Below are 18,214 nucleotides of genomic sequence, written 5' to 3'. Positions count from 1 at the left end.
ATCGTCACGCTTCAGCGAGCGCGGCCAGCTGCTCGGCGACAGAGCCCCAGCCGTCGGACAGACCGAGTTCCTCATGTCGAGCGCGAGCCCGGGGATCCCCATGACGCGCCACGATCCGGTAGAGGGTCCCGTCGGCATGATCGGCGAGCGTCACCTCTCCCGTCACCGGAACCGGCATCGGGTTTGCAGGACGCAGAGTACTGTCCACGGCGTTCGTGAACACCAGGCGTTCCCCCTCGTCGACGACGAGGAACGCCGCATCCATGTGCGGTGTGAACGCAGAACCGTCCTCACTCATCATGGTGACGAAGCCACCACCCGCGTGCGGCGCGAATGCATCGACTCGGCACGAGTAGGGCTTGGGGATCCACCACTTCTCGAAGAGCTCCGGCGTGGTCCATGCCTTCCAGACGGTGGCACGGGGTGCGCGAATGATGCGCTCAATCATGAAATCGAGATCGGGGTTCATGTTTCCTCCTGTTCCGGGCGGGTGACGAGGTCTTCGAGTCGGTCAGTGCGCTCCTCCCACCCGCGACGCTGAGCGATCAGCCAATCGTCGATCGCGGCAAGCTGCTCTCGCCGCAGCGAGCACATGCGCACACGGCCCACCTTCGACGTGCGAACGATGCCGCTGCGCTCCAGTGTGCGCACGTGCTTCAGGAACGATGGCAGCGCCATGGACGTGTCTGCGGCAAGTTCACTGACGCTCGCCTCGCCCGCACCGAGACGACGCACGACGGCACGACGGGTGGGATCCGACAGCGCGGCGAAGACGTTGTCGAGGGCCTCCGAATAGTTAGCCATGTAGCTAAGTATGGTTTACGTCCCGTCGACGCGCAAGACATGGACGCACGGCGGCTTCCGGCGTACTCGCTCGACCCGGCGGGGTCATCGCTTTCACCCCAAGCGTCTCACTGCACTCGAACGTGAAGTGCGTCGAGCGCAGTTCGGGCGTCAGCTGAGGAAACGCCGTCACTCACACTGAGCAGAGCCTCACGCCACGCGGCACACAACAGACGGGCAAGCGGCACGTGATCGCGGTCAACGACACCGGAGAGGTACTCGACGATCGGATCGACGCGCCGATCAGGGTGATCGGCGCCCAAGAGCCGGGTGTAGCCCTGATCGGTGAGGTAATCGAACGCGACCTTCAGTGCAGCGAGGGCGGCGGCGGCGGGTTCGTCGTCGGGCCGAGCGGCGAAGGCCCCCTCAACCCGATCCAGTACACGCCGTTCGACGTCACCACGAACCGCGTCGTAGAGACCGACCTTGCTTCCGAAGTGGTGATAGAGCGCTCCGGTCGTCACGTCGGCCGCTCGTGCGAGGGTCGACACCGACACCACGTCAAAGGGCGACGATCCGAAAACCTCGAGTGCAGCCAGGGCGAGCCGGCCCTTGGCTGACGATCGATTGGGGATCCAGTCCGGCACACGGTCAACATAACACGTTGACGGAATATCGTAACCCGATTACGATCTGGACATGGAGAAAATCGAGATGGTGTACCTGCCGGTCACCGACCTCCAGCAAGCGCTCGCTTACTACCGCGATGCGTTGGGCTGGACTGAACTCTGGCGCGAAGGTGACAGCACCGCCGCCATCGGACCATCGGACGGCGAGGTGAGCGTCATGCTGGACGTTTCCACGACAGGCAGCGAGAAATCGGGGCCGATACTCACCGTGGATGACGTCCGACTGTGGATCGACGAGCGGCGCGAACGTTTGTCGGTCGCGAAAGAACCGTCGGAGATTCCTGGAGGCTGGTGGGCGAGTGTGACCGACCCGTCCGGCAACATCACCTACATCATCGATCAAAGTACGGCCGACTAGGCCGATCGACGCCATCGCGCGGTGGGCGCAATCCGAGAAGTTGCGACCTCACGCGACCTTCAGCGGAGTGATTGCGGCGACTTGATCGGCCATCCGACCCTCCGCGAGTTCCAGTTCGTAGCGCGTCTGTAGGTTGAGCCAGAACGAGGTGCGCCATTAACGCTAGACGTTAAACCGGAACTCCACCACGTCGCCGTCCTGCATGACGTAGTCCTTGCCCTCCATGCGGGCCTTGCCCTTGGAGCGGGCCTCGTGCACCGAGCCGGTCGCCACGAGGTCGTCGAAGGAGATGACCTCGGCCTTGATGAAGCCCTTCTCGAAGTCGGTGTGGATGACCCCGGCGGCCTGGGGCGCCTTCCAGCCCTTGTGGATCGTCCAGGCCCGCGCCTCCTTCGGGCCCGCCGTCAGGTAGGTCTGCAGGCCGAGCGTGTCGAAGCCGATGCGGGCGAGTTGGTCGAGACCCGACTCGGACTGGCCGGTTGACGCGAGAAGCTCCGCGGCATCCGCGGGGTCGAGGTCGATGAGCTCCGACTCGAGCTTCGCATCGAGGAAGACCGCCTTCGCGGGCGCGACGAGCGCGGCGAGACCGTCGAGCGCCGCCGCGTCGCCGAGGATGCCCTCATCCACGTTGAACACGTAGATGAACGGCTTCGCGGTCAGCAGCCCGAGCTCACGAATCGGTTCGAGGTCGAGCTTGACGTCGGCCGACAGGGGCCTGCCGGTGTTCAGCCACTCGGCCGCCGCCTTCGCGGTCTCGAGCACGACGGGCTCGGTGCGCTTCGTCTTCACTTCCTTCTCGTACCGCTCGATCGCCCTCTCGAGCGTCTGCAGGTCGGCGAGCACGAGCTCGGTGTGAATCGTCTCCAGGTCGGATGCCGCATCCACCCGTCCGTCGACGTGCACGACATCCGGGTCGGCGAAACCGCGCGAGACGACCGCGATCGCATCCGCCTCACGGATGTTCGCCAGGAACTTGTTGCCGAGCCCCTCCCCCTCGCTCGCGCCCTTGACGATGCCGGCGATGTCGACGAAGGAGACCGGGGCCGGAAGGATGCGCTCGCTGCCGAAGATGTCGGAGAGCACCGTGAGCCGGGCATCCGGGAGGTTCACGACGCCGATGTTCGGCTCGATCGTCGCGAACGGGTAGTTCGCCGCGAGCACCTGGTTTCGGGTGAGGGCGTTGAACAGGGTCGACTTGCCGACGTTCGGTAGTCCGACGATCGCGATAGTAAGGGCCACGGGGGTTAAGCGTATCCGCTACCCGCCGTGGCCCCTGCCCGCAGCAACCCGACCGATCAGTGCTGCTGAAACTCAGGCCTTCTGGATCGCAGCCGCGATGAGACCGCCGAGCGCGACGTTGCCGCGGTACACCTCGACGTTGACGTCGAGACTCGCACCCTTGGTGGCGCGCTGGATGTAGTCGAGCAGGAACGGGGTCGTCTCGTTGCCGGAGATCCCGGCGGTATGCGAAGCCTCGATGGCCTCGGCGAGCACCGCGACGTGCACTTCAGGCGGAAGCTGCTTGTCCTCGGCGACCGGGTTGGCGACGAGGAGTGTCGACTCCAGGCCGATCTCGTCGCGGTTCTTCGCGATCGCGGCGATCTCCTCCGGGCTGTCGACCGAGTACTCGATGTCGTAGCCGGAGTCGGAGACGTAGAAGCCGGGGTAGTCGGTCGTGCGGTAACCGACGACCGGCACGTTGAGGGTCTCGAGGCGCTCGAGGGTCAGCGGGATGTCGAGGATCGACTTGACGCCGGCGCTCACGACGACGAGCGGCACCCTGGCGAGCGTGCCGAGGTCGGAGGACTCGTCGAAGGTGGTCTCCGCACCGCGGTGCACCCCGCCGAGGCCGCCGGTGGAGAAGACCTTCACGCCGGCCAGGTGCGCCAGGTAGGCGGTGGCGGCGACCGTCGTGCCGCCGTTCAGCTTCTTCGCGGCCGCGATGGGCAGGTCGCGCAGGCTCACCTTGACGACGGTGTCGTCGAGGGAGAGGCGCTCGATCTCGGCATCCGACATGCCGATCGTCGGCACCCCGTCGACGACGCCGATCGTGGCGGGCGTGACGCCGGATGCGCGCAGGCTCTCTTCCGCCTCGCGCGCGACCTCGAGGTTGCGGGGACGCGGCAGACCGTGGGTGAAGATGGTCGACTCGAGGGCGACCACGGGGCGGCCGGCGGCAAGCGCATCGGCGACCTCGGTGGAGACGACGAATGGTGAATGGGACATGGGAACCTCTTCGAGATCGGTGGGTGTTTCCTCCACTGTAAGCCGGTGCTATTGATAAGAACAAGACGGATTAGGATGGCTTTGATAAGGTGACCCTATGAATATCACGATGCGGCAGGCGGAGTTCTTCGTGGCCGTGGCGACGACCGAGCACTTCGGCCGGGCCGCCGAGAACCTCTTCGTCTCACAGCCCGTCGTGAGCCAGGAGATCCGCCGGCTCGAACGCAATCTCGGACTCGCGCTCTTCGAGCGCTCGACCCGCTCCGTCGTGCTCACCGCCGCCGGCGAAGCGCTCCTCCCTCTTGCTCGCGCGCTGCTCGAAGCGGGTGAGAGTTTCACCGAGGTCGCCGCCCGGCTGACCGGACCGGCGAACTCCGGCATCCGACTCGCGGCAACGCCGAGCGCCATGAACGCACTCGTCCCCGACATCCTGCGCGTGGCGGAAGAGACGATGCCCGGGGTTGTCGTCGAGGAACTCGCCGTCGAGACGGGAGAAGCGGGAGTGGCACTGGCATCCGGTCGCGCCGATGTCGGGATCGGCCGTTACATCGATGTTCCCGCGCGCTTCCAGACCGAGATCGTCCGCTGGGAACCGGTGTTCGTGGCGCTGAGTTCGGAGCATCCGCTCGCTGGTGCGGACGGCATCAGTCTGGCCGACCTCGCCGACGTTCCCCTGCTGCTCTGGCCGCGCGAGCGCAACCCCGAGTACTACGACCGGTTGCTGGAAATCTGCGCGCAGTCCTCGCTCGAGCCGCTCGTGCTCGTCAGCCGCCCACGCATCGTCGGCGCACGCTCGTACCTCATCTCCGAAGGACGCGCGTTCGGGCTCGTGCCCGAGTCGACCGCCAACCTCGTACTCCCGGGGATCACCACCATCCCGCTCGCGGAGCCCCAGCTGCTGCCCATGTCGGTCGCCTGGCTCGCGGATGAGCCCAGGCAGCAGGTGCTCGCCCTCGTCGACCTGGTCCGGCGGGTGGCAGCGCAGGGCGCGTCGCGAACCGAGTCCGCACCGGGATCGGTCAGCTCCTGAGCTCCCCGAAAGCCGACTGCGCGACCGCACCCTTGCGCAAGAGCACCCCGGTGAGTGCGACGGCGACGATGGTGAGAATGTAGGGCAGCATGAGCACGAGCTCGAGCGGAACCGGCCACTTGGCCAGCTGCGCCTGGATGCCGAGCGTATTCGCCGCGCCGAAGAAGAGACTCGCCGCCGCCGCGCCCAGTGGATGCGAGCCGCCCAGAACGACGGCCGAGAACGCGATGAAGCCACGCCCCGCAGTCATGTCGGAGGAGAACGAGGTCAGGCCGCCGAGCGCGAGCTGTGCACCGGCGAGAGCACACAGCACCCCGCCGATGACCAGGGCCGTGAGTCGCGTCCGATCGATGTTGATTCCCGCACTTCTCGCCGCGTAGGGGAACTCGCCGATCGCCGAGATGGAGAAACCGAACTGCGAGCGGCGCAGCACGATCCACGAGGCAAGAATGATCAGCGGGGTCACGATGACGATGATCGAGAGGGTCGGCATAGGGAAGCCGGTGCCGGCGAACGGCTGCCAGAGCCCCTCCGGCGCGGTGATGGTGCCGCGGGTCGAGAAGATCGTCTCCTGGGCGAAGGTCGAGGCTCCGAGGCCGAGGGTCGTGAGCGCGAGGCCGGCGATGATGGGGTCGGCCTTGAGCTTGACCGTGATCGCCCAGAACAGCACCGAGAGCATGGCGCACACGATCGCCGCGAAGGTGAGCCCGGTGAGCACGTTGCCGGTACCGATCGTTACCGCGACGGACGTGAAGGCGCCGACGCACATGAGCCCCTCAAGCCCGAGATGGAAGATCCCGCACCGCGCTGCGAAGGTGCCGGCGAGCGCCGCGAGGGCAATCGGCGTCGCATCCTGAAGGCTGGTCTCAAGAAACTGCCACATGGTCGTTCTACCTCCTGTCGGGATCGGATGTCGTCGGTCGCAGGATCATGTCGGATCCTCTGTTCGCGCCGCCGGTTCCGATACCCCGGGTTTCGACACCGCCGGAGCCGGATCGGGCTTCGCCTTGGCCGCACGTTTCTTCCAACGTGCGCGCAACTGCACCGTGATGAGCAGGGCCACGAGTCCCTGAAGGACTTCCAGGGCGGAGCGCGGGAGGTCGGTCACGATCGGCAGGTATCCGATGGCCGCTGCGAGCGCGCCGAAGAAGAGAGCGGCGAAGGTCGCCCCCAGCACAGTGAGGCCACCCACCAGGGCGACGAGAACACCGGTGAAGCCGACATCGGGGCTGAACCCCTGGATGAGGCGACCCGTCGGGCCGAGCACCTCGAGCGCGCCGGCGAGACCGGCGAGACCACCGGAGAGAGCGAAGGTCGACCAGACGATCGAGCGCGGGTTGACGCCCTGGCGCGCGGCGACCTGAGGGTTGCGGCCGACGATCGTCGCAGAGAGGCCGAAGGTCGTCCGGTTGACCAGGAACCAGCATCCGATCAGGACGAGGATGACGAGCGTGACGTTGACCGGCCCGACGCCCGACGACCCGGTGATCCTGACGTCGAGGGGCAGCGGCGGCGCCGCAGCCACCTGCCCGGAGCCGGAGAGGTCGCGCAAGGGCCCGTTGGTGACGTACTGGAGCACGAGCGCCCCGATGAAGTTGAGCATGAGGGTCGTGAGCAGCTCGTCCGCACCCGTCGAGGTCTTGAGCCAGGCGGCGATGAGCGACCAGAGCATGCCCGCGGCGATCGCCGCCAGGACACCGACCGCCATCCGAACGGGGGCGGGGCCGGGCAGCACCGGGATGAGCGCGGCAGCAGCGATCGCGCCCATGTAGAGCTGACCCTGCGCCCCGACATTGAAGTATCCGCTGCGGAAGCACAGCACGGTTCCGACCCCGACGAGCATGAGCGGCAGGCTCCAGCGCAGGGTGCTCATGAGCGAGCCGGGGCCGGTGATGGCGCCCTGTACGAAGCCGGACATCGCGTCGACGGCCGAGTATCCGGAGAGCTGGAAGATGATGGCGCAGGCTACGATCGCGATCGCGATCATCACGATGCTGCGCAACAAGGCGCTCCCGTTGGTGATCATGCTGCGTCACCCACCATGGCCGCCCCCACCGTCGCGAGGGGTGCATTGCGCTCAAGCGCGGCGACGATGCGCCCGCCTCTCATGACGCAGATCCGGTCCGACACGTCCCTGATCTCCTCAAGGTCTGCCGAGACGATGACCACGGCGACACCTTCCTGGGCGAGGGCGGTGAGCCCTGCCCGAACGAATGCGGTCGCGGCGAGGTCGAGTCCGCGGGTGGGGTTGCCGGCAATCACGAGCCGCACTCCGTCCGCGAGCTCCCGCGCGAGGATGACGCGTTGCACGTTACCGCCGGACAGCTCTCCGGCAAGTTGCTCGACCCGTCGATGTTTGACCTTCCAGGTCGCGAGTCGCGTCGCGGCCGCCGCCTTCCGGCCGCGGGGCGAGAACCAGCGGCGCCCCTCCAGCAGCAGATCGGTGATCGCGATGTTCTCCCACAGGGACGTCGTGAGACTCACTCCCTGGCTGTTGCGATCGGAGGGGATGAACCGCACTCCCCGCCGGCGACGTGCGAGCACGCCGAGCCCGGTGACCTCTGTGCCCTCCAGCCGGATGGTGCCCGAGGAGACTCTCCCGAATCCGGAGAGCACGTCCAGAAGGGTTTCCTGCCCGTTGCCCTCCACCCCGGCGATGCCGAGCACCTCGCCGGCCCTGACCCGGAGGTCGACGTCTTCGAGAGATCGATCGCTCGCGCTCGGCGGCGCATCCACCGCCTCCAGCTCGAGAACGGTTCCTGACGCCTGATCGAGGTGGTCCGCACCCGTTGCGCTCCCGACGGCGTCTTCCGCCCTGCTGTGCGCCTGGGGAAGCTCGCTGTCCGGGCCGATGATGTGCCGGGTCAGCTCCTCCGCCGTGACCTCCCCGATGGGAGTCACGGCGAGCGCGACCCGACCCTCCCGCAACACGCTCACGGTGTCGGCGATCGCGAAGACCTCCGGAAGCTTGTGCAGGATGATAAGGATGGTGAGTCCGCTGTCGCGCAGCCGGCGCACCTGCTCGAAGAGTCCCTGCACCTCGGACGGCGCGAGTACGGCGGTCGGCTCATCGAGAAGCAGGACCGTCGGCTGACCCTCGAGTGCACGAATGATCTCGAGTGACTGCCTGGCCTCGACGGACAGGTCGCGGATGCGCCGACGCGCGTCGATGGCGCTGCCCCGACGGCGAAGGGCCTCGCTCCAGCGGCGTTCCATCGCGCGACGACCGACGACGGCCGGTGCGCCCGGGTCGAAGAGCTGCATCGCCTCCGCCACCGTGAAGGAAGGCGGGAGGGAGAAGTTCTGGTGGACCATGTCGACACCCTGCTGACGGGCAGAGCGGATGTCGCCGACGCGCAGGGGGGTCCCGTCAACCAGGACCTCTCCCGCGGTCGGCTCGTAGAGTCCGCAGATGAGACGCGAGAAGGTGGTCTTTCCCGCGCCGTTCTGCCCCACAACGGCGTGAACCTGGCCGCGAGGGAAGGACAGGCTCACGTCATCGATCGCCGCAAAGTCACCGAAGTGCTTGGTGAGGCTGCGCGCCTCCAATGCGTCGGGCATGAAACCTGTCCTTCTCTCTCGCTCGACTACCCGGTCAGATACCGCTGGGGTCGAAGGTCACCGTGACGGCGCCGGAAGAGACGTCGTCGACCGCCTTGGTCAGCTGGTCGACGATCCCCTTGATCGCGGCAGCCTTGGGGCTGGTGCCATTCAGGAACGCGTCGGAGAGGTTGAGTCCGACAATTCCGTCAGCCAGGCCGCTCGTCACATAGCCCGACTCGAAGGAGCCGTCCAACGCTGTACTGATCTGCTGGTACAGCGAATCGCCGAACTTGAGGAACGTGGTGCCGACGACGGTCTCCGGGTACTGCGCCGCGACCTCGCCCGAGGAGTCGGCGATCACGAGGATGCCGCCGGTCTGGCCTGCGGTGATGACCCCGAGGGAGGCGGCTGCCGCATCCGTCTGGATGACGTCAACACCCTCCGCGATCATCGATGCGGCGACGTCCCTGCCCTTGGCCGCGTCGTCGAAGCTGCCGACGAAGGCGCCGATCACGGTGATGCTCGGGTCGACCGACTTCGCCCCATCGGAGAAGGCGTGGTAGTTCGCGTTGAGCGGCGGCTGAGGTGCCCCACCGATGTAGCCGATCTTGCCGGAGGTCGTCGCATTCGCCGCAGCGATACCCGACACGTACATCGCCTGGTAGACGTCGTAGGAGACCGACCGCGCGTTCGGAAGCTCCGGATCGAACTTGTCACCGAAGATGAGTAGGAAGTTGGTGTCCGGGAACTCCGGGGCGACGGCCTGCAGCGGCTGCTGCATGCCGGGGAAGGCGGTCACGACGTAGTCGGTCCCGGCCTGGGCGAGATTGCGCAACGTGCTCTCGTAGGTCGACGGGTCGCTCAGCTCGACGTACTTGGTGGTGGCGTCGTAGTCGGACTTCAACCGGTCGAGTGCGGCGATCATGTCGTCGATGGGTCCGCTGTCGCCGGCCTTCTGCGGGCTGACGAAGGCGATCGACACGGACTCGTCTCCGGCGCCGGGCTCGGGGGTGGTGCTGCAGGCGGCAAGCGTCATTGCTGCCGCCAACACGACGACGGTCATGATCGAGCGCCGCGGGCTGGACAAATACCTCTTCATGTCTCTACTCCTCTGTGGTGCATTCAGGGTTCTGGTCAGTCCCGGGTGAGACCGCCGTCGACGACCAGGGTTTCGCCAGTGATGGCGCGAGCCGAGGCCGAAGTCAGGAAGGCGACCGCTGCGGCGATCTCCTGGGGGGATTGCATCCGTCCGATCGGGATATCCCTGGTGAGCTCATTGCGCTGCTCCTCGACGCCGAGACCGGTGATGTCCATGAGGTCGGCGACGACCTTCGCCATCATGGGAGTGTCGACCGTTCCGGGTGCGATGGCGTTCACGGTGATTCCGTGGGAGCCGAGGTCCAGGGCCGCTGCGCGGGTGAGACCCATCAACCCCGCCTTCGCTGCGCAGTAGTCGGCTTGATTCGGGAATCCTCGCTTGCCCGCGATCGAAGCGATATTGACGAAAGCACCGGGCAGGTTCTCACCGATGAGCCGGCGTGAGGCGTATTTCATGGTGAGGAAGGGCGCTTGCAGGTTGATGGCGAACGACCGGTTCCAGTCTTCCGTCTCGATCTCGAGACCGTTGCGGAACCGGTAGGCGCCCGCGCAGTTGACGAGGACCTGCACTGCCTGATCGGTCTCGGCGAACAGGTCGCGGATCGCGTTCTCGTCGGTGATGTCGAGCTCGATCGGGACGACCCGGGCATCCGTGCTCTCGGTGCGATTGAGGTCAACGGCGAGCACTTTCGCCGCGCCGGCCTCGAGCAGGGCGTCGACACAGCTGCGCCCCATTCCCTGAGCCGCTCCCGTGACCAGCGCCACCGAACCCTTAACAGTCATGCCTTCTCCTTCACCGTCGTCCACTGGCCGGACTCGGCGGAAGCGAGTACGGCATCCTGCACTGCGCAGTTGGCCACGCCGTCGGCGAAGTCGGCGCAGATCGTGTCGTCGCCGCGATAGATGGCGGCGATCATGTCCTCGATCGATCGGGTGTCCGCACCAGAACCGAGAGTGAGAACCCCGAGGCCCTTGTGCGCGACCTTCAGGCGGCCAGGCTCGCGGCTGTCCCAGGAAAGAGATCCTGCGGTGCCGTCGATCCTCAGCGTGATGTCGTCCCAGGCGCCCTGGGCGAGCTGCGTCGCGAACAGGCTCCCGACCGCGCCACCCTCGAATCGGAGGAGCGAGGCGAACAGGTCCTCGTTGACCGGTGTGAACGTGCCGGTGTCGTTGCCCTGGCTATACGCCCGCTCCCCCATGTTCGCCGTGAGAGCGCTGACGGAGGCGACGTCGGTGCCGAGCACGTAGCGTGCAAGATCGAACCAGTGGGAACCGATCTCGCTTACCACCCGACTGGGTCCGATCTGGGCAGGGTCGAACCTCCAGTCACGGGTGGAAACCGGAGCATTCCACTCCTGTTGGTAATACCCGTAGACGGCGACGGCACCGCCGATCTCGCCAGCGGCGAAGCGTTGCCTCATGAGCTGGATACCGTTGTCGAACCGGCGGTTGAAGGTCAGGTAGTTGTCGACTCCTGCCGCTCTTGCGCGATCGGCCAGGTCGCGCGCGCTCGACGCGTCGACCGTGAGCGGCTTCTCGCACACGATGGTGAGTCCGCGTTCGATGGCGGCGGTCACGACACTCGCGTGATTCGTGGTCGGCGTGCACACGTGCAGGTGCGTCGCCCCGGGCGCGTCGAGCAGTTCGGTGAATGAGTCGTACGCAGTCGAGCCCCAGGCGCGGGCGGCCCTCGCCGCGTTTTCGGCCGTCGGGCTGTGGACGCCGACGATCGAACGTCCGGCCTCGTGCAGCGCCGTCGCATGGCGGCCGGCGATGTAGCCGCTGCCGAGGATGATGCTCCCGCTGGTGGTGCTCACCGGTGCTCCTTTGCGTTGGGGTGTGTATGAGAGTGACACGTTAAGCGCTATACGTCAAGCGCTTAACTTTCTTCATTCTTTTTCCCACCGGAAGAGGAAGGGTCACAGAGGTTCTAGACGTCAAGCGCTTGACATAAGGGCACTTCGTGGTTCACCCTGTCCTAGACCGAGTAGATCAGGGAATGGAGAGACACACATGAGCCTCATCACCGAAGGCGCCGAGCGAATCGCCTGGGCACGTCAGAACATGCCGCTGCTGGCGGGGCTTCGATCCAGATTCGAGGCCGAGCGCCCCCTCGAAGGTCGCACCATCGCCATGGGACTGCATGTCGAATCGAAGACCGCGGTTCTGGCCGAACTCCTCGTGGCCGGCGGAGCATCGCTCTCGATGGCCGGCAGCCCCGGCACCACTGACGACGCAGTCGCGGCAGCACTGCGCGCAGACCTGGACATCGACGTCCGCGGCGAGCGTGCGGGCACCTATGCCGACCAGCTCGAGCACATCGCCGCCATCCTCAAGACCAGGCCGGACATCCTCGTCGACAACGGCGCCGATCTCATCGCTGCCAGCCTCGCCGCCGACTCGCATCGGGTCGTTGCTGCCACCGAGGAGACCACCTCCGGCGCCCTGCGCCTGCGCAACGAGCTCGCTGGAAAAGTCCCGTTCCCGGTCGTCATCATCAACGACAGCCCTCTCAAGCAGATCGTCGAGAACGAGAAGGGGATCGGCCCGGCGGTGCTCGACGGGTTCATGCGGGCGACCAACACGATCGTCGGTGGGCGCACCTTCTGCGTCGTCGGCTACGGGTCCTGCGGCCGGAGCCTCGCACGCACACTCCGCGCGCTCAACGCCACCGTGCTGCTCGTCGAGATCGACCCGATCCGGGCACTCGAAGCCGCGTACGACGGGATGCTTGTCATGCCGCTCGAGCAGGCACTCCCGATCGCCGACACCGTCATCACGATCACCGGGCGGCCCGGCATCATCCGGCCCGAGCACTTTCCGCTCTTCCGCGACGGGGCGATGCTCGGCAACGTCGGCCACTTCAGCACCGAGATCGACGTTCCCGGCCTGCGGAACGCCGCGACGACCGAGACGAGGCTCGCCCCGCACGTCGTCGAGTACACGCTCGACTCCGGCAAGTCCATCCGGCTGCTCGCCCGCGGTGAGATGCTCAACCTGAGCGCAGCCACCGGTCACCCGATCGAGGTCATGGATGTCGGGTTCGCGCTGCAGGGGCACGCCGTCCACGCCCTCGCCACGAGCCTGGCCGACTTCGTCCCCGGCGACCAGCTCGTCCCCCGGTCGATCGATCTCACGATCGCGCACGACATCCTCGAGACGATGCCGGCCGCGCGCTGGTCCCGTTGAGATGACGAAGTCGGGGGCCACGCTCGCGGTCGCCGGTGACCTCCTCGAGGACGTGGTCATCTGGACCAGGGGGCCGATCGAGCGCGGCAACGACAACGCCGCGACGGTCTACCGCTCACGAGGTGGCAGCGCAGCCAACGTGGCTGCCGCTGCCTCCCGGCGGTGCCCTGTGCGCTTCATCGGTCGGGTCGGAGCGGACGCCCGCGGCGACCAGCTTGTGGCCGAACTCCACGGAACCGGAATCGATGTCCGCGTGCAGCGGGCGGGGCGAACGGGCACCGTCGTGGTGCTCGTCGACCCCGACGGCGAGCGCACGATGTTCCCCGACCGTGCTGCGGCGAGCGAACTCGATACCGTCGACCCCGGCTGGCTCGAGGGTGTCGGATGGCTGCACGTGCCCCTCTACGGGTTCACGACCCCGTCCGCCCGGCGATCGATCACCGAGCTCATGGGGCGGATGACTGCGCTCGGGGCGCCGACGAGCATCGACGTCTCCGCCGTCTCGGTGATGCGCGAGCTCGGCACCGCCCCCACCATGGACCTCCTCGATGAGCTCGCGCCGAAGATCGTCTTCGCGAACTCCGACGAGTCCGATTTCCTGGGTCTCGACGTCCACACCCCGCCACCAGGTCGCACCTACATCGTCAAGCGGGGCCCGGCACCCGTCGAGATCCGCACCGCCACGGGAATCGAGCTCGTTCCGGTGCCCCGCCTCACCGAGGTCCTCGACTCGACCGGTGCCGGCGACGCGTTCGCCGCTGGGTTCCTCTCCGCGGTCATCGTGGGGAGCACCGTCGCCGATGCCGTCCGATCGGGGTCGGACCTGGCATCCATCGCACTCGGCCAACCGGGAGCGCTTGCCGGGTAGCGCCGCCCGGAACATCCGCAGTGCCGTAGATTGACAACCGACCGGGCAGCAACGAAAGCGAGTCCATCCGCATGAAACGAGTCACCTCACGCGATGTGGCCGAGTACGTCGGATGCTCGGTCGCCTCCGTCTCGCTCGTCGTCAATGGCCAGCACGAGGGGCGTATCAGCGAGCAGCTTCACGCGCGCATCCTGGCCGCCATCGACGTGCTCGACTACCGCCCCAACCAGAGTGCGAGGAGTCTCGCCACGCGGACACCGTCCAACGTCGTGCTCGTCTGCCCGGATGTGCGGAACCCCTTCTTCGGCGACGTATTCCACGGCATCGTCGAATCGCTGTCGGGCAAGTACGGCGTCGACCTGCGGGTCGGCCCCGGCGGCGCCGACTATGACTCGGACACCGTGCGCGAAGCGCAGGCCGGCAACATCGCCGGCCTCGTGCTCGCCAACCCCTCCCACGAGGTCCTGGCCACCTTTCAGGCGACCTGCCCCACCGTGCTCATCGACTCACCGGATGCGACCGTCTCACTCGACCGCGTCGACATCGACATCCGGGACGCATCACGCCAGATCGCCGAACACCTCACCTCGCTCGGCCACCGCTGGATCGCCTACCTCGATGTCCGGCGCTCCAAAGACACCTTCGTACAGCGCCGCGAAGGCCTTGAAGGAAGCTTGCGGGCAAACGGGGGCAACATCGTCGCCACCGCATTCGCCGACGAACTAAGCGTCGCAGAAGGCTCCAAGGTCTTCCTCTCCTCTTGGCAGGAATGGGACGCCGTCGGAGTCACGGCAATAGTCTGCGCCGACGACATGCTCGCCTTCGGCGTCGTGGGGGCCGCGCACTCCATCGGAGTCCCGATCCCCGATCGCCTGAGCATCGCCAGCTACAACGACATCCCTTTCGCGCAACTGCTCGACCCGCCGCTGACCTCAGTCACCTTCGACGGGCAGGAACTCGGCCGCCTCGCCGGGCAGAAGCTACTGGCCGCGATCCAGGGCGACCGCAGCGGGAACCTGACGATGCAGACGCACCTTCAGGCGCGCGCCTCTACCGCCCCGGCCCCGCCGACTCCACCGGCCGCAACTCGAACACCGGGTTCTCGATGACTCCCACGATGCTGCCTACCGGGTCGCGAACGGTTCCCAGCCGGATGCCGTCCCCGACCTCCTCGATGGGCTCGAGCGGTGTCGCGCCCATCGCCACGAGGCGCGCGTAGGCCGCATCGGCATCCGCAACACCCCAGTAGCTCACGGCCCCGAGCGCGGGGTCTGCGCCGGGGTTCAGGCCGAGTTCGTAACCGCCCGGGCTGAAGCCGACGAAGAACGGTTCGTCGAAGTACGGCTCGATGCCGAGCGCCTCGATCCACCAGGCCTTCGCGGCTGCCAGGTCCGGCGCGGGGTAGATGACGGTCCTCAGTCCGAGGAACATGGCGACTCCCTTCCTTCCAGCCCAGTCAACACGGCCCGCCCGACATCCGCATCCGCCCCCGGTGCACGCCCCAATCTTGATCAGCGGGGCGTGGCGCAGCGGATGGTCGGATGCCCGTGAGACGATGCGGTGATGGGACTCGACTTCACCGCCATCGACTTCGAAACCGCCAACTCCAACAGCGCGTCGGCGTGTTCGGTGGGCATGGTGAAGGTTCGAGACGGCAAAGTCGTCGACAAGGCCGGGTGGCTCATCCATCCGCCGCTCGGTTACGACGCGTTCAACGAGTGGAACACGCGTATCCACGGCATCATGGCCCCGGATGTCGAGGGCGCCCCGCTCTGGAGCGAGCAGCTCCCCGACCTGGTCGCCTTCGCCGCGGGCGACACACTCGTCGCCCACAACGCCGGATTCGACATGGGGGTCATCACCGCCGCCTGCGCCGCCAGCTTCGTCGACTGCCCCGACTTCAGCTACCTGTGCAGCCTGCAGGTCGCGCGTCGCACCTACCACCTCGACTCGTACCGGCTGCCGGTCGCCGCCATGGCCGCCGGCTTCGAGGACTTCGACCACCACAACGCCCTCGCCGACGCCGAGGCCTGCGCGGCGATCGTCGTCCACGCCGCGCGGCGCCACGACGCGATCGACATCGCGCACCTCGCGACGATCACGAGCCAGCGACTCCGTGCGATCGGCCCGGCCGCGGCAGCGACTTCCACCGCTCACCGCAGCATGGCGCTCGGCTAACCCCGGAATCCGACAGGCCGCGGGCCAGGCACCGTCGATAGTCGGGATTGCGTGGCGGGCAACAGCAATGCAACGCCCAAGATAAAGCAGCACAAGGGCAACCCGATGACGATACTGGCGATATACGCAAGGAACAGGCCATCACCGACGATCTCAACGACGAACGGGATCGCAAGGTCCGTGAGCAATAACAGCAGAAGCAGGGCCGGGATCACCCCCACCACCCCAGGCCAACGAACCCTGCGGCGCCACGCGAAGAGTACGAAGCCGACGAGCCACGCTGCAAGTCCGATCAGCCCCGCGGAGAGCAGACCCTGGGTCCCCGCTATCTGCACCACCAGGTAGGCAGACTCGCCCCACTGCTGATCGAGACCCTGGATGTGCGGCACGGTACCGACGGCCTGCATTCGCATCACGCCGGCAACCGCGAAAAAACCTGCGGCCAGTACCGCAACCACCGTGATCGACTCAAGCGCAAGCGAAACACCTGCCGTCCGAGCGAACCGGCGCACTCCGAGGGCCGCGACGATCACGGCCATTCCACCAGCGACGAGGGCCAGGCCGGACAGTGCATAGAGCTGGCCATACGAAGCAAGATAGTCGAGACTCTCCGCGGGGTTGTCACCGTCCCCGCGAGCGCTTCCCACCGCCAGCTCCAGCGCAGCCACCGCTACCAGTGCGACGGCCGCGCAGACGAGCGCAATGCCAGGTGCCCTCGTCGGGGTCATACCGCGACAGTAGACCCTCAGCGGTTCTCCGGGAAGCCCAGGTTGATGCCGCCGTGGCTCGGGTCGAGCCAGCGGCGCGTGATCGCCTTCTCCTGCGTGAAGAAGCGCACGCCGTCGACGCCGTAGGCCTTCGTGTCGCCGAACATCGAGTGCTTCCAGCCGCCGAAGGAGTGGTAGGCGACCGGCACCGGGATCGGCACGTTGACGCCGATCATGCCGACCTGGATCTCGCGCTGGAACTTGCGCGCGGCCCCGCCGTCGTTCGTGAAGATCGCCGTGCCATTGCCGTAGGGGCCGCTGTTGATGAGCTCGATGCCCTCCTCGAACGTCTGCACCCTGATGACCGACAGCAACGGCCCGAAGATCTCGTCCACGTAAACCTTCGAGCTCACCGGGACCTTGTCGAAGAGGGTCGGGCCGAGCCAGAAACCGTCGGCCTCCCCATCGACGCCCACACCGCGACCGTCGACGACAACCGTCGCGCCGTCCGTGGCGGCGAGGTCGATGTAGCCGCTGACCTTATCGCGGTGCTCCCTCGTGATAAGCGGGCCCATGTCGCAGGAGCGCAGGCCGTCGCCGACCTTGAGCCCCTTCATCCTCTCGGCGATCTTGGCGACGAGTTCGTCGGCGATGGGCTCGAGCGCGACGAGCACGCTGATCGCCATGCAGCGCTCCCCCGCCGATCCGAAGCCGGCGTTGACGGCGGCATCCGCGGCGAGGTCGAGGTCGGCATCCGGAAGCACGAGCATGTGGTTCTTCGCCCCGCCGAGCGCCTGGACGCGCTTGCCCTGCTTCGCCGCGTTCTCGTAGATGTAGCGCGCGATCGGGGTGGAGCCGACGAAGGAGATCGAGGCGACATCCGGATGCTCGATGAGCGCGTCGACCGCGACCTTGTCCCCGTGCACGACGTTGAATATGCCGTCCGGCAGGCCCGCCTCGGCGAAGAGTTCCGCCATCCAGTTCGCCGCGCTCGGGTCCTTCTCCGAGGGCTTCAGCACGACGGCGTTGCCCGCCGCGATCGCGATCGGGAAGAACCACAGCGGCACCATGGCCGGGAAGTTGAACGGGCTGATGATGCCCACGACGCCGAGCGGCTCGCGCGTCGTGTACACGTCGACGCCGGTCGAGACGTTCTCGCTGTATTCGCCCTTCATGAGATGCGGGATGGCGCTCGCGAACTCGACGACCTCGAGGCCGCGCGCGATCTCGCCCAGGGCGTCCGACAGCACCTTGCCGTGTTCGGCGGTGAGGATGCGCGCAAGGTCCTCTTTGCGCTCGTTGAGCAGTTGGCGGAAGTTGAAGATCACGGCCTGACGCTTGGCGAGGGAGGTCTCCGCCCAGGCCGGGAACGCTGCCTTCGCTGCGGCGACGGCGGTGGCGATGTCGCCCACGGTGGCCAGACGCACCTCTTTGGCGACGGTGCCGAGCGCGGGGTTGTAGACCGGCGAGGTGCGGGTCGACTCCCCTTCGACCGTTGCGCCGCCGATCCAGTGGTTGAGGATGTCGCCCATGATCCCTGCCCCT

20 protein-coding genes are annotated in these 18,214 nt (G+C 66.9%); 6 read left to right on the top strand and 14 right to left on the bottom strand.

All coding sequences use genetic code 11. The features are described 5' to 3' along the window. Positions 1 to 4: 4 nt before the first annotated feature. The 3 genes from ABD678_RS07525 to ABD678_RS07515 form a co-directional block, all read right to left on the bottom strand. Positions 5 to 469, bottom strand: a complete 465-nt coding sequence (locus ABD678_RS07525) for an SRPBCC domain-containing protein (RefSeq protein ID WP_344755305.1) — start codon at positions 467 to 469, stop codon at positions 5 to 7. Further along, a complete protein-coding gene (locus ABD678_RS07520) occupies positions 466 to 804 on the bottom strand; it encodes an ArsR/SmtB family transcription factor (protein ID WP_344755303.1) in 339 nt (112 codons plus the stop codon). The genes ABD678_RS07525 and ABD678_RS07520 overlap by 4 nt, the downstream gene beginning before the upstream one ends. 107 nt (positions 805 to 911) lie before the next feature. Beyond that, positions 912 to 1,430 carry a helix-turn-helix domain-containing protein gene (locus ABD678_RS07515; RefSeq protein WP_344755301.1) on the bottom strand — a complete coding sequence of 173 codons (519 nt, stop codon included), beginning with the start codon at positions 1,428 to 1,430 and terminating at the stop codon, positions 912 to 914. A gap of 52 nt (positions 1,431 to 1,482) precedes the next feature. Between ABD678_RS07515 and ABD678_RS07510 the strand changes: the two genes are divergently transcribed. After that, positions 1,483 to 1,830 (top strand): VOC family protein, encoded by a 348-nt coding sequence (locus tag ABD678_RS07510; RefSeq protein ID WP_344755299.1) that lies wholly within the window; start codon positions 1,483 to 1,485, stop codon positions 1,828 to 1,830. A 162-nt stretch (positions 1,831 to 1,992) separates the two neighbouring features. On the opposite strand, the gene ychF is transcribed toward ABD678_RS07510, so the two are convergent. Both ychF and ABD678_RS07500 read right to left on the bottom strand, forming a co-directional pair. Then, positions 1,993 to 3,069: a redox-regulated ATPase YchF gene (gene ychF / locus ABD678_RS07505; RefSeq protein ID WP_344755297.1), complete on the bottom strand. Its 1,077-nt coding sequence runs from the start codon at positions 3,067 to 3,069 to the stop codon at positions 1,993 to 1,995. A gap of 72 nt (positions 3,070 to 3,141) precedes the next feature. Continuing rightward, positions 3,142 to 4,056 carry a pseudouridine-5'-phosphate glycosidase gene (locus tag ABD678_RS07500; RefSeq protein ID WP_344755295.1) on the bottom strand — a complete coding sequence of 305 codons (915 nt, stop codon included), beginning with the start codon at positions 4,054 to 4,056 and terminating at the stop codon, positions 3,142 to 3,144. A 97-nt stretch (positions 4,057 to 4,153) separates the two neighbouring features. On the opposite strand from ABD678_RS07500, the gene ABD678_RS07495 reads away from it, so the two are divergent. Next, entirely contained in the window at positions 4,154 to 5,086 is a 933-nt protein-coding gene (locus ABD678_RS07495) for a LysR family transcriptional regulator (protein WP_344755293.1), read from the top strand. Here the strand turns inward: ABD678_RS07495 and ABD678_RS07490 are convergent. Genes ABD678_RS07490 through ABD678_RS07465 form a run of 6 tightly spaced genes read right to left on the bottom strand, consistent with a single transcriptional unit; the run spans position 5,076 to position 11,544 of the window. Next, on the bottom strand, positions 5,076 to 5,969 hold the full coding sequence (locus tag ABD678_RS07490) for an ABC transporter permease (RefSeq protein WP_344755291.1): 894 nt from the start codon (positions 5,967 to 5,969) through the stop codon (positions 5,076 to 5,078). The genes ABD678_RS07495 and ABD678_RS07490 overlap by 11 nt on opposite strands. 45 nt (positions 5,970 to 6,014) lie before the next feature. After that, positions 6,015 to 7,112 carry an ABC transporter permease gene (locus ABD678_RS07485; protein ID WP_344755289.1) on the bottom strand — a complete coding sequence of 366 codons (1,098 nt, stop codon included), beginning with the start codon at positions 7,110 to 7,112 and terminating at the stop codon, positions 6,015 to 6,017. Then, positions 7,109 to 8,647: an ABC transporter ATP-binding protein gene (locus ABD678_RS07480; protein ID WP_344755287.1), complete on the bottom strand. Its 1,539-nt coding sequence runs from the start codon at positions 8,645 to 8,647 to the stop codon at positions 7,109 to 7,111. Before ABD678_RS07480 ends, ABD678_RS07485 begins: the two co-directional genes overlap by 4 nt. Positions 8,648 to 8,681: 34 nt before the next feature. Further along, positions 8,682 to 9,728, bottom strand: a complete 1,047-nt coding sequence (locus tag ABD678_RS07475) for a BMP family ABC transporter substrate-binding protein (RefSeq protein ID WP_344755285.1) — start codon at positions 9,726 to 9,728, stop codon at positions 8,682 to 8,684. A gap of 35 nt (positions 9,729 to 9,763) precedes the next feature. Then, positions 9,764 to 10,510 (bottom strand): SDR family NAD(P)-dependent oxidoreductase, encoded by a 747-nt coding sequence (locus ABD678_RS07470; protein ID WP_344755283.1) that lies wholly within the window; start codon positions 10,508 to 10,510, stop codon positions 9,764 to 9,766. Then, entirely contained in the window at positions 10,507 to 11,544 is a 1,038-nt protein-coding gene (locus ABD678_RS07465; RefSeq protein WP_344755281.1) for a Gfo/Idh/MocA family protein, read from the bottom strand. Before ABD678_RS07465 ends, ABD678_RS07470 begins: the two co-directional genes overlap by 4 nt. A 196-nt stretch (positions 11,545 to 11,740) precedes the next feature. Between ABD678_RS07465 and ABD678_RS07460 the strand changes: the two genes are divergently transcribed. The 3 genes from ABD678_RS07460 to ABD678_RS07450 all read left to right on the top strand — a co-directional run bounded on the left by ABD678_RS07460 (position 11,741) and on the right by ABD678_RS07450 (position 14,893). Beyond that, on the top strand, positions 11,741 to 12,916 hold the full coding sequence (locus ABD678_RS07460) for an adenosylhomocysteinase (protein ID WP_344755279.1): 1,176 nt from the start codon (positions 11,741 to 11,743) through the stop codon (positions 12,914 to 12,916). Between the two features lies 1 nt (position 12,917). Next, the gene (locus tag ABD678_RS07455) at positions 12,918 to 13,784 is read left to right on the top strand and encodes a carbohydrate kinase family protein (protein WP_344755277.1); all 867 of its coding nucleotides are present in this window, start codon (positions 12,918 to 12,920) and stop codon (positions 13,782 to 13,784) included. 71 nt (positions 13,785 to 13,855) lie between these two features. Continuing rightward, positions 13,856 to 14,893 (top strand): LacI family DNA-binding transcriptional regulator, encoded by a 1,038-nt coding sequence (locus ABD678_RS07450; protein WP_344755275.1) that lies wholly within the window; start codon positions 13,856 to 13,858, stop codon positions 14,891 to 14,893. Here ABD678_RS07450 and ABD678_RS07445 read toward each other — a convergent pair. Then, complete coding sequence (locus ABD678_RS07445; protein WP_344755273.1) at positions 14,835 to 15,215, bottom strand: VOC family protein; 381 nt, start codon at positions 15,213 to 15,215, stop codon at positions 14,835 to 14,837. The genes ABD678_RS07450 and ABD678_RS07445 overlap by 59 nt on opposite strands. A gap of 132 nt (positions 15,216 to 15,347) precedes the next feature. On the opposite strand from ABD678_RS07445, the gene ABD678_RS07440 reads away from it, so the two are divergent. Further along, positions 15,348 to 15,962 (top strand): exonuclease domain-containing protein, encoded by a 615-nt coding sequence (locus ABD678_RS07440; RefSeq protein ID WP_344755271.1) that lies wholly within the window; start codon positions 15,348 to 15,350, stop codon positions 15,960 to 15,962. On the opposite strand, the gene ABD678_RS07435 is transcribed toward ABD678_RS07440, so the two are convergent. Next, the gene (locus tag ABD678_RS07435) at positions 15,959 to 16,690 is read right to left on the bottom strand and encodes a hypothetical protein (protein ID WP_344755269.1); all 732 of its coding nucleotides are present in this window, start codon (positions 16,688 to 16,690) and stop codon (positions 15,959 to 15,961) included. The genes ABD678_RS07440 and ABD678_RS07435 overlap by 4 nt on opposite strands. A gap of 17 nt (positions 16,691 to 16,707) precedes the next feature. Then, positions 16,708 to 18,201, bottom strand: coding sequence for a CoA-acylating methylmalonate-semialdehyde dehydrogenase (locus tag ABD678_RS07430; RefSeq protein WP_344755267.1), 1,494 nt, complete (start codon positions 18,199 to 18,201; stop codon positions 16,708 to 16,710). Between the last annotated feature and the right edge of the window lie 13 nt (positions 18,202 to 18,214).

It is taken from the genome of Leifsonella bigeumensis (genome assembly GCF_039537265.1).
Taxonomy (GTDB): domain Bacteria; phylum Actinomycetota; class Actinomycetes; order Actinomycetales; family Microbacteriaceae; genus Terrimesophilobacter; species Terrimesophilobacter bigeumensis.
Note: the sequence above shows the minus strand (reverse complement) of the source record. Positions and strands in the feature narration are given on the sequence as shown.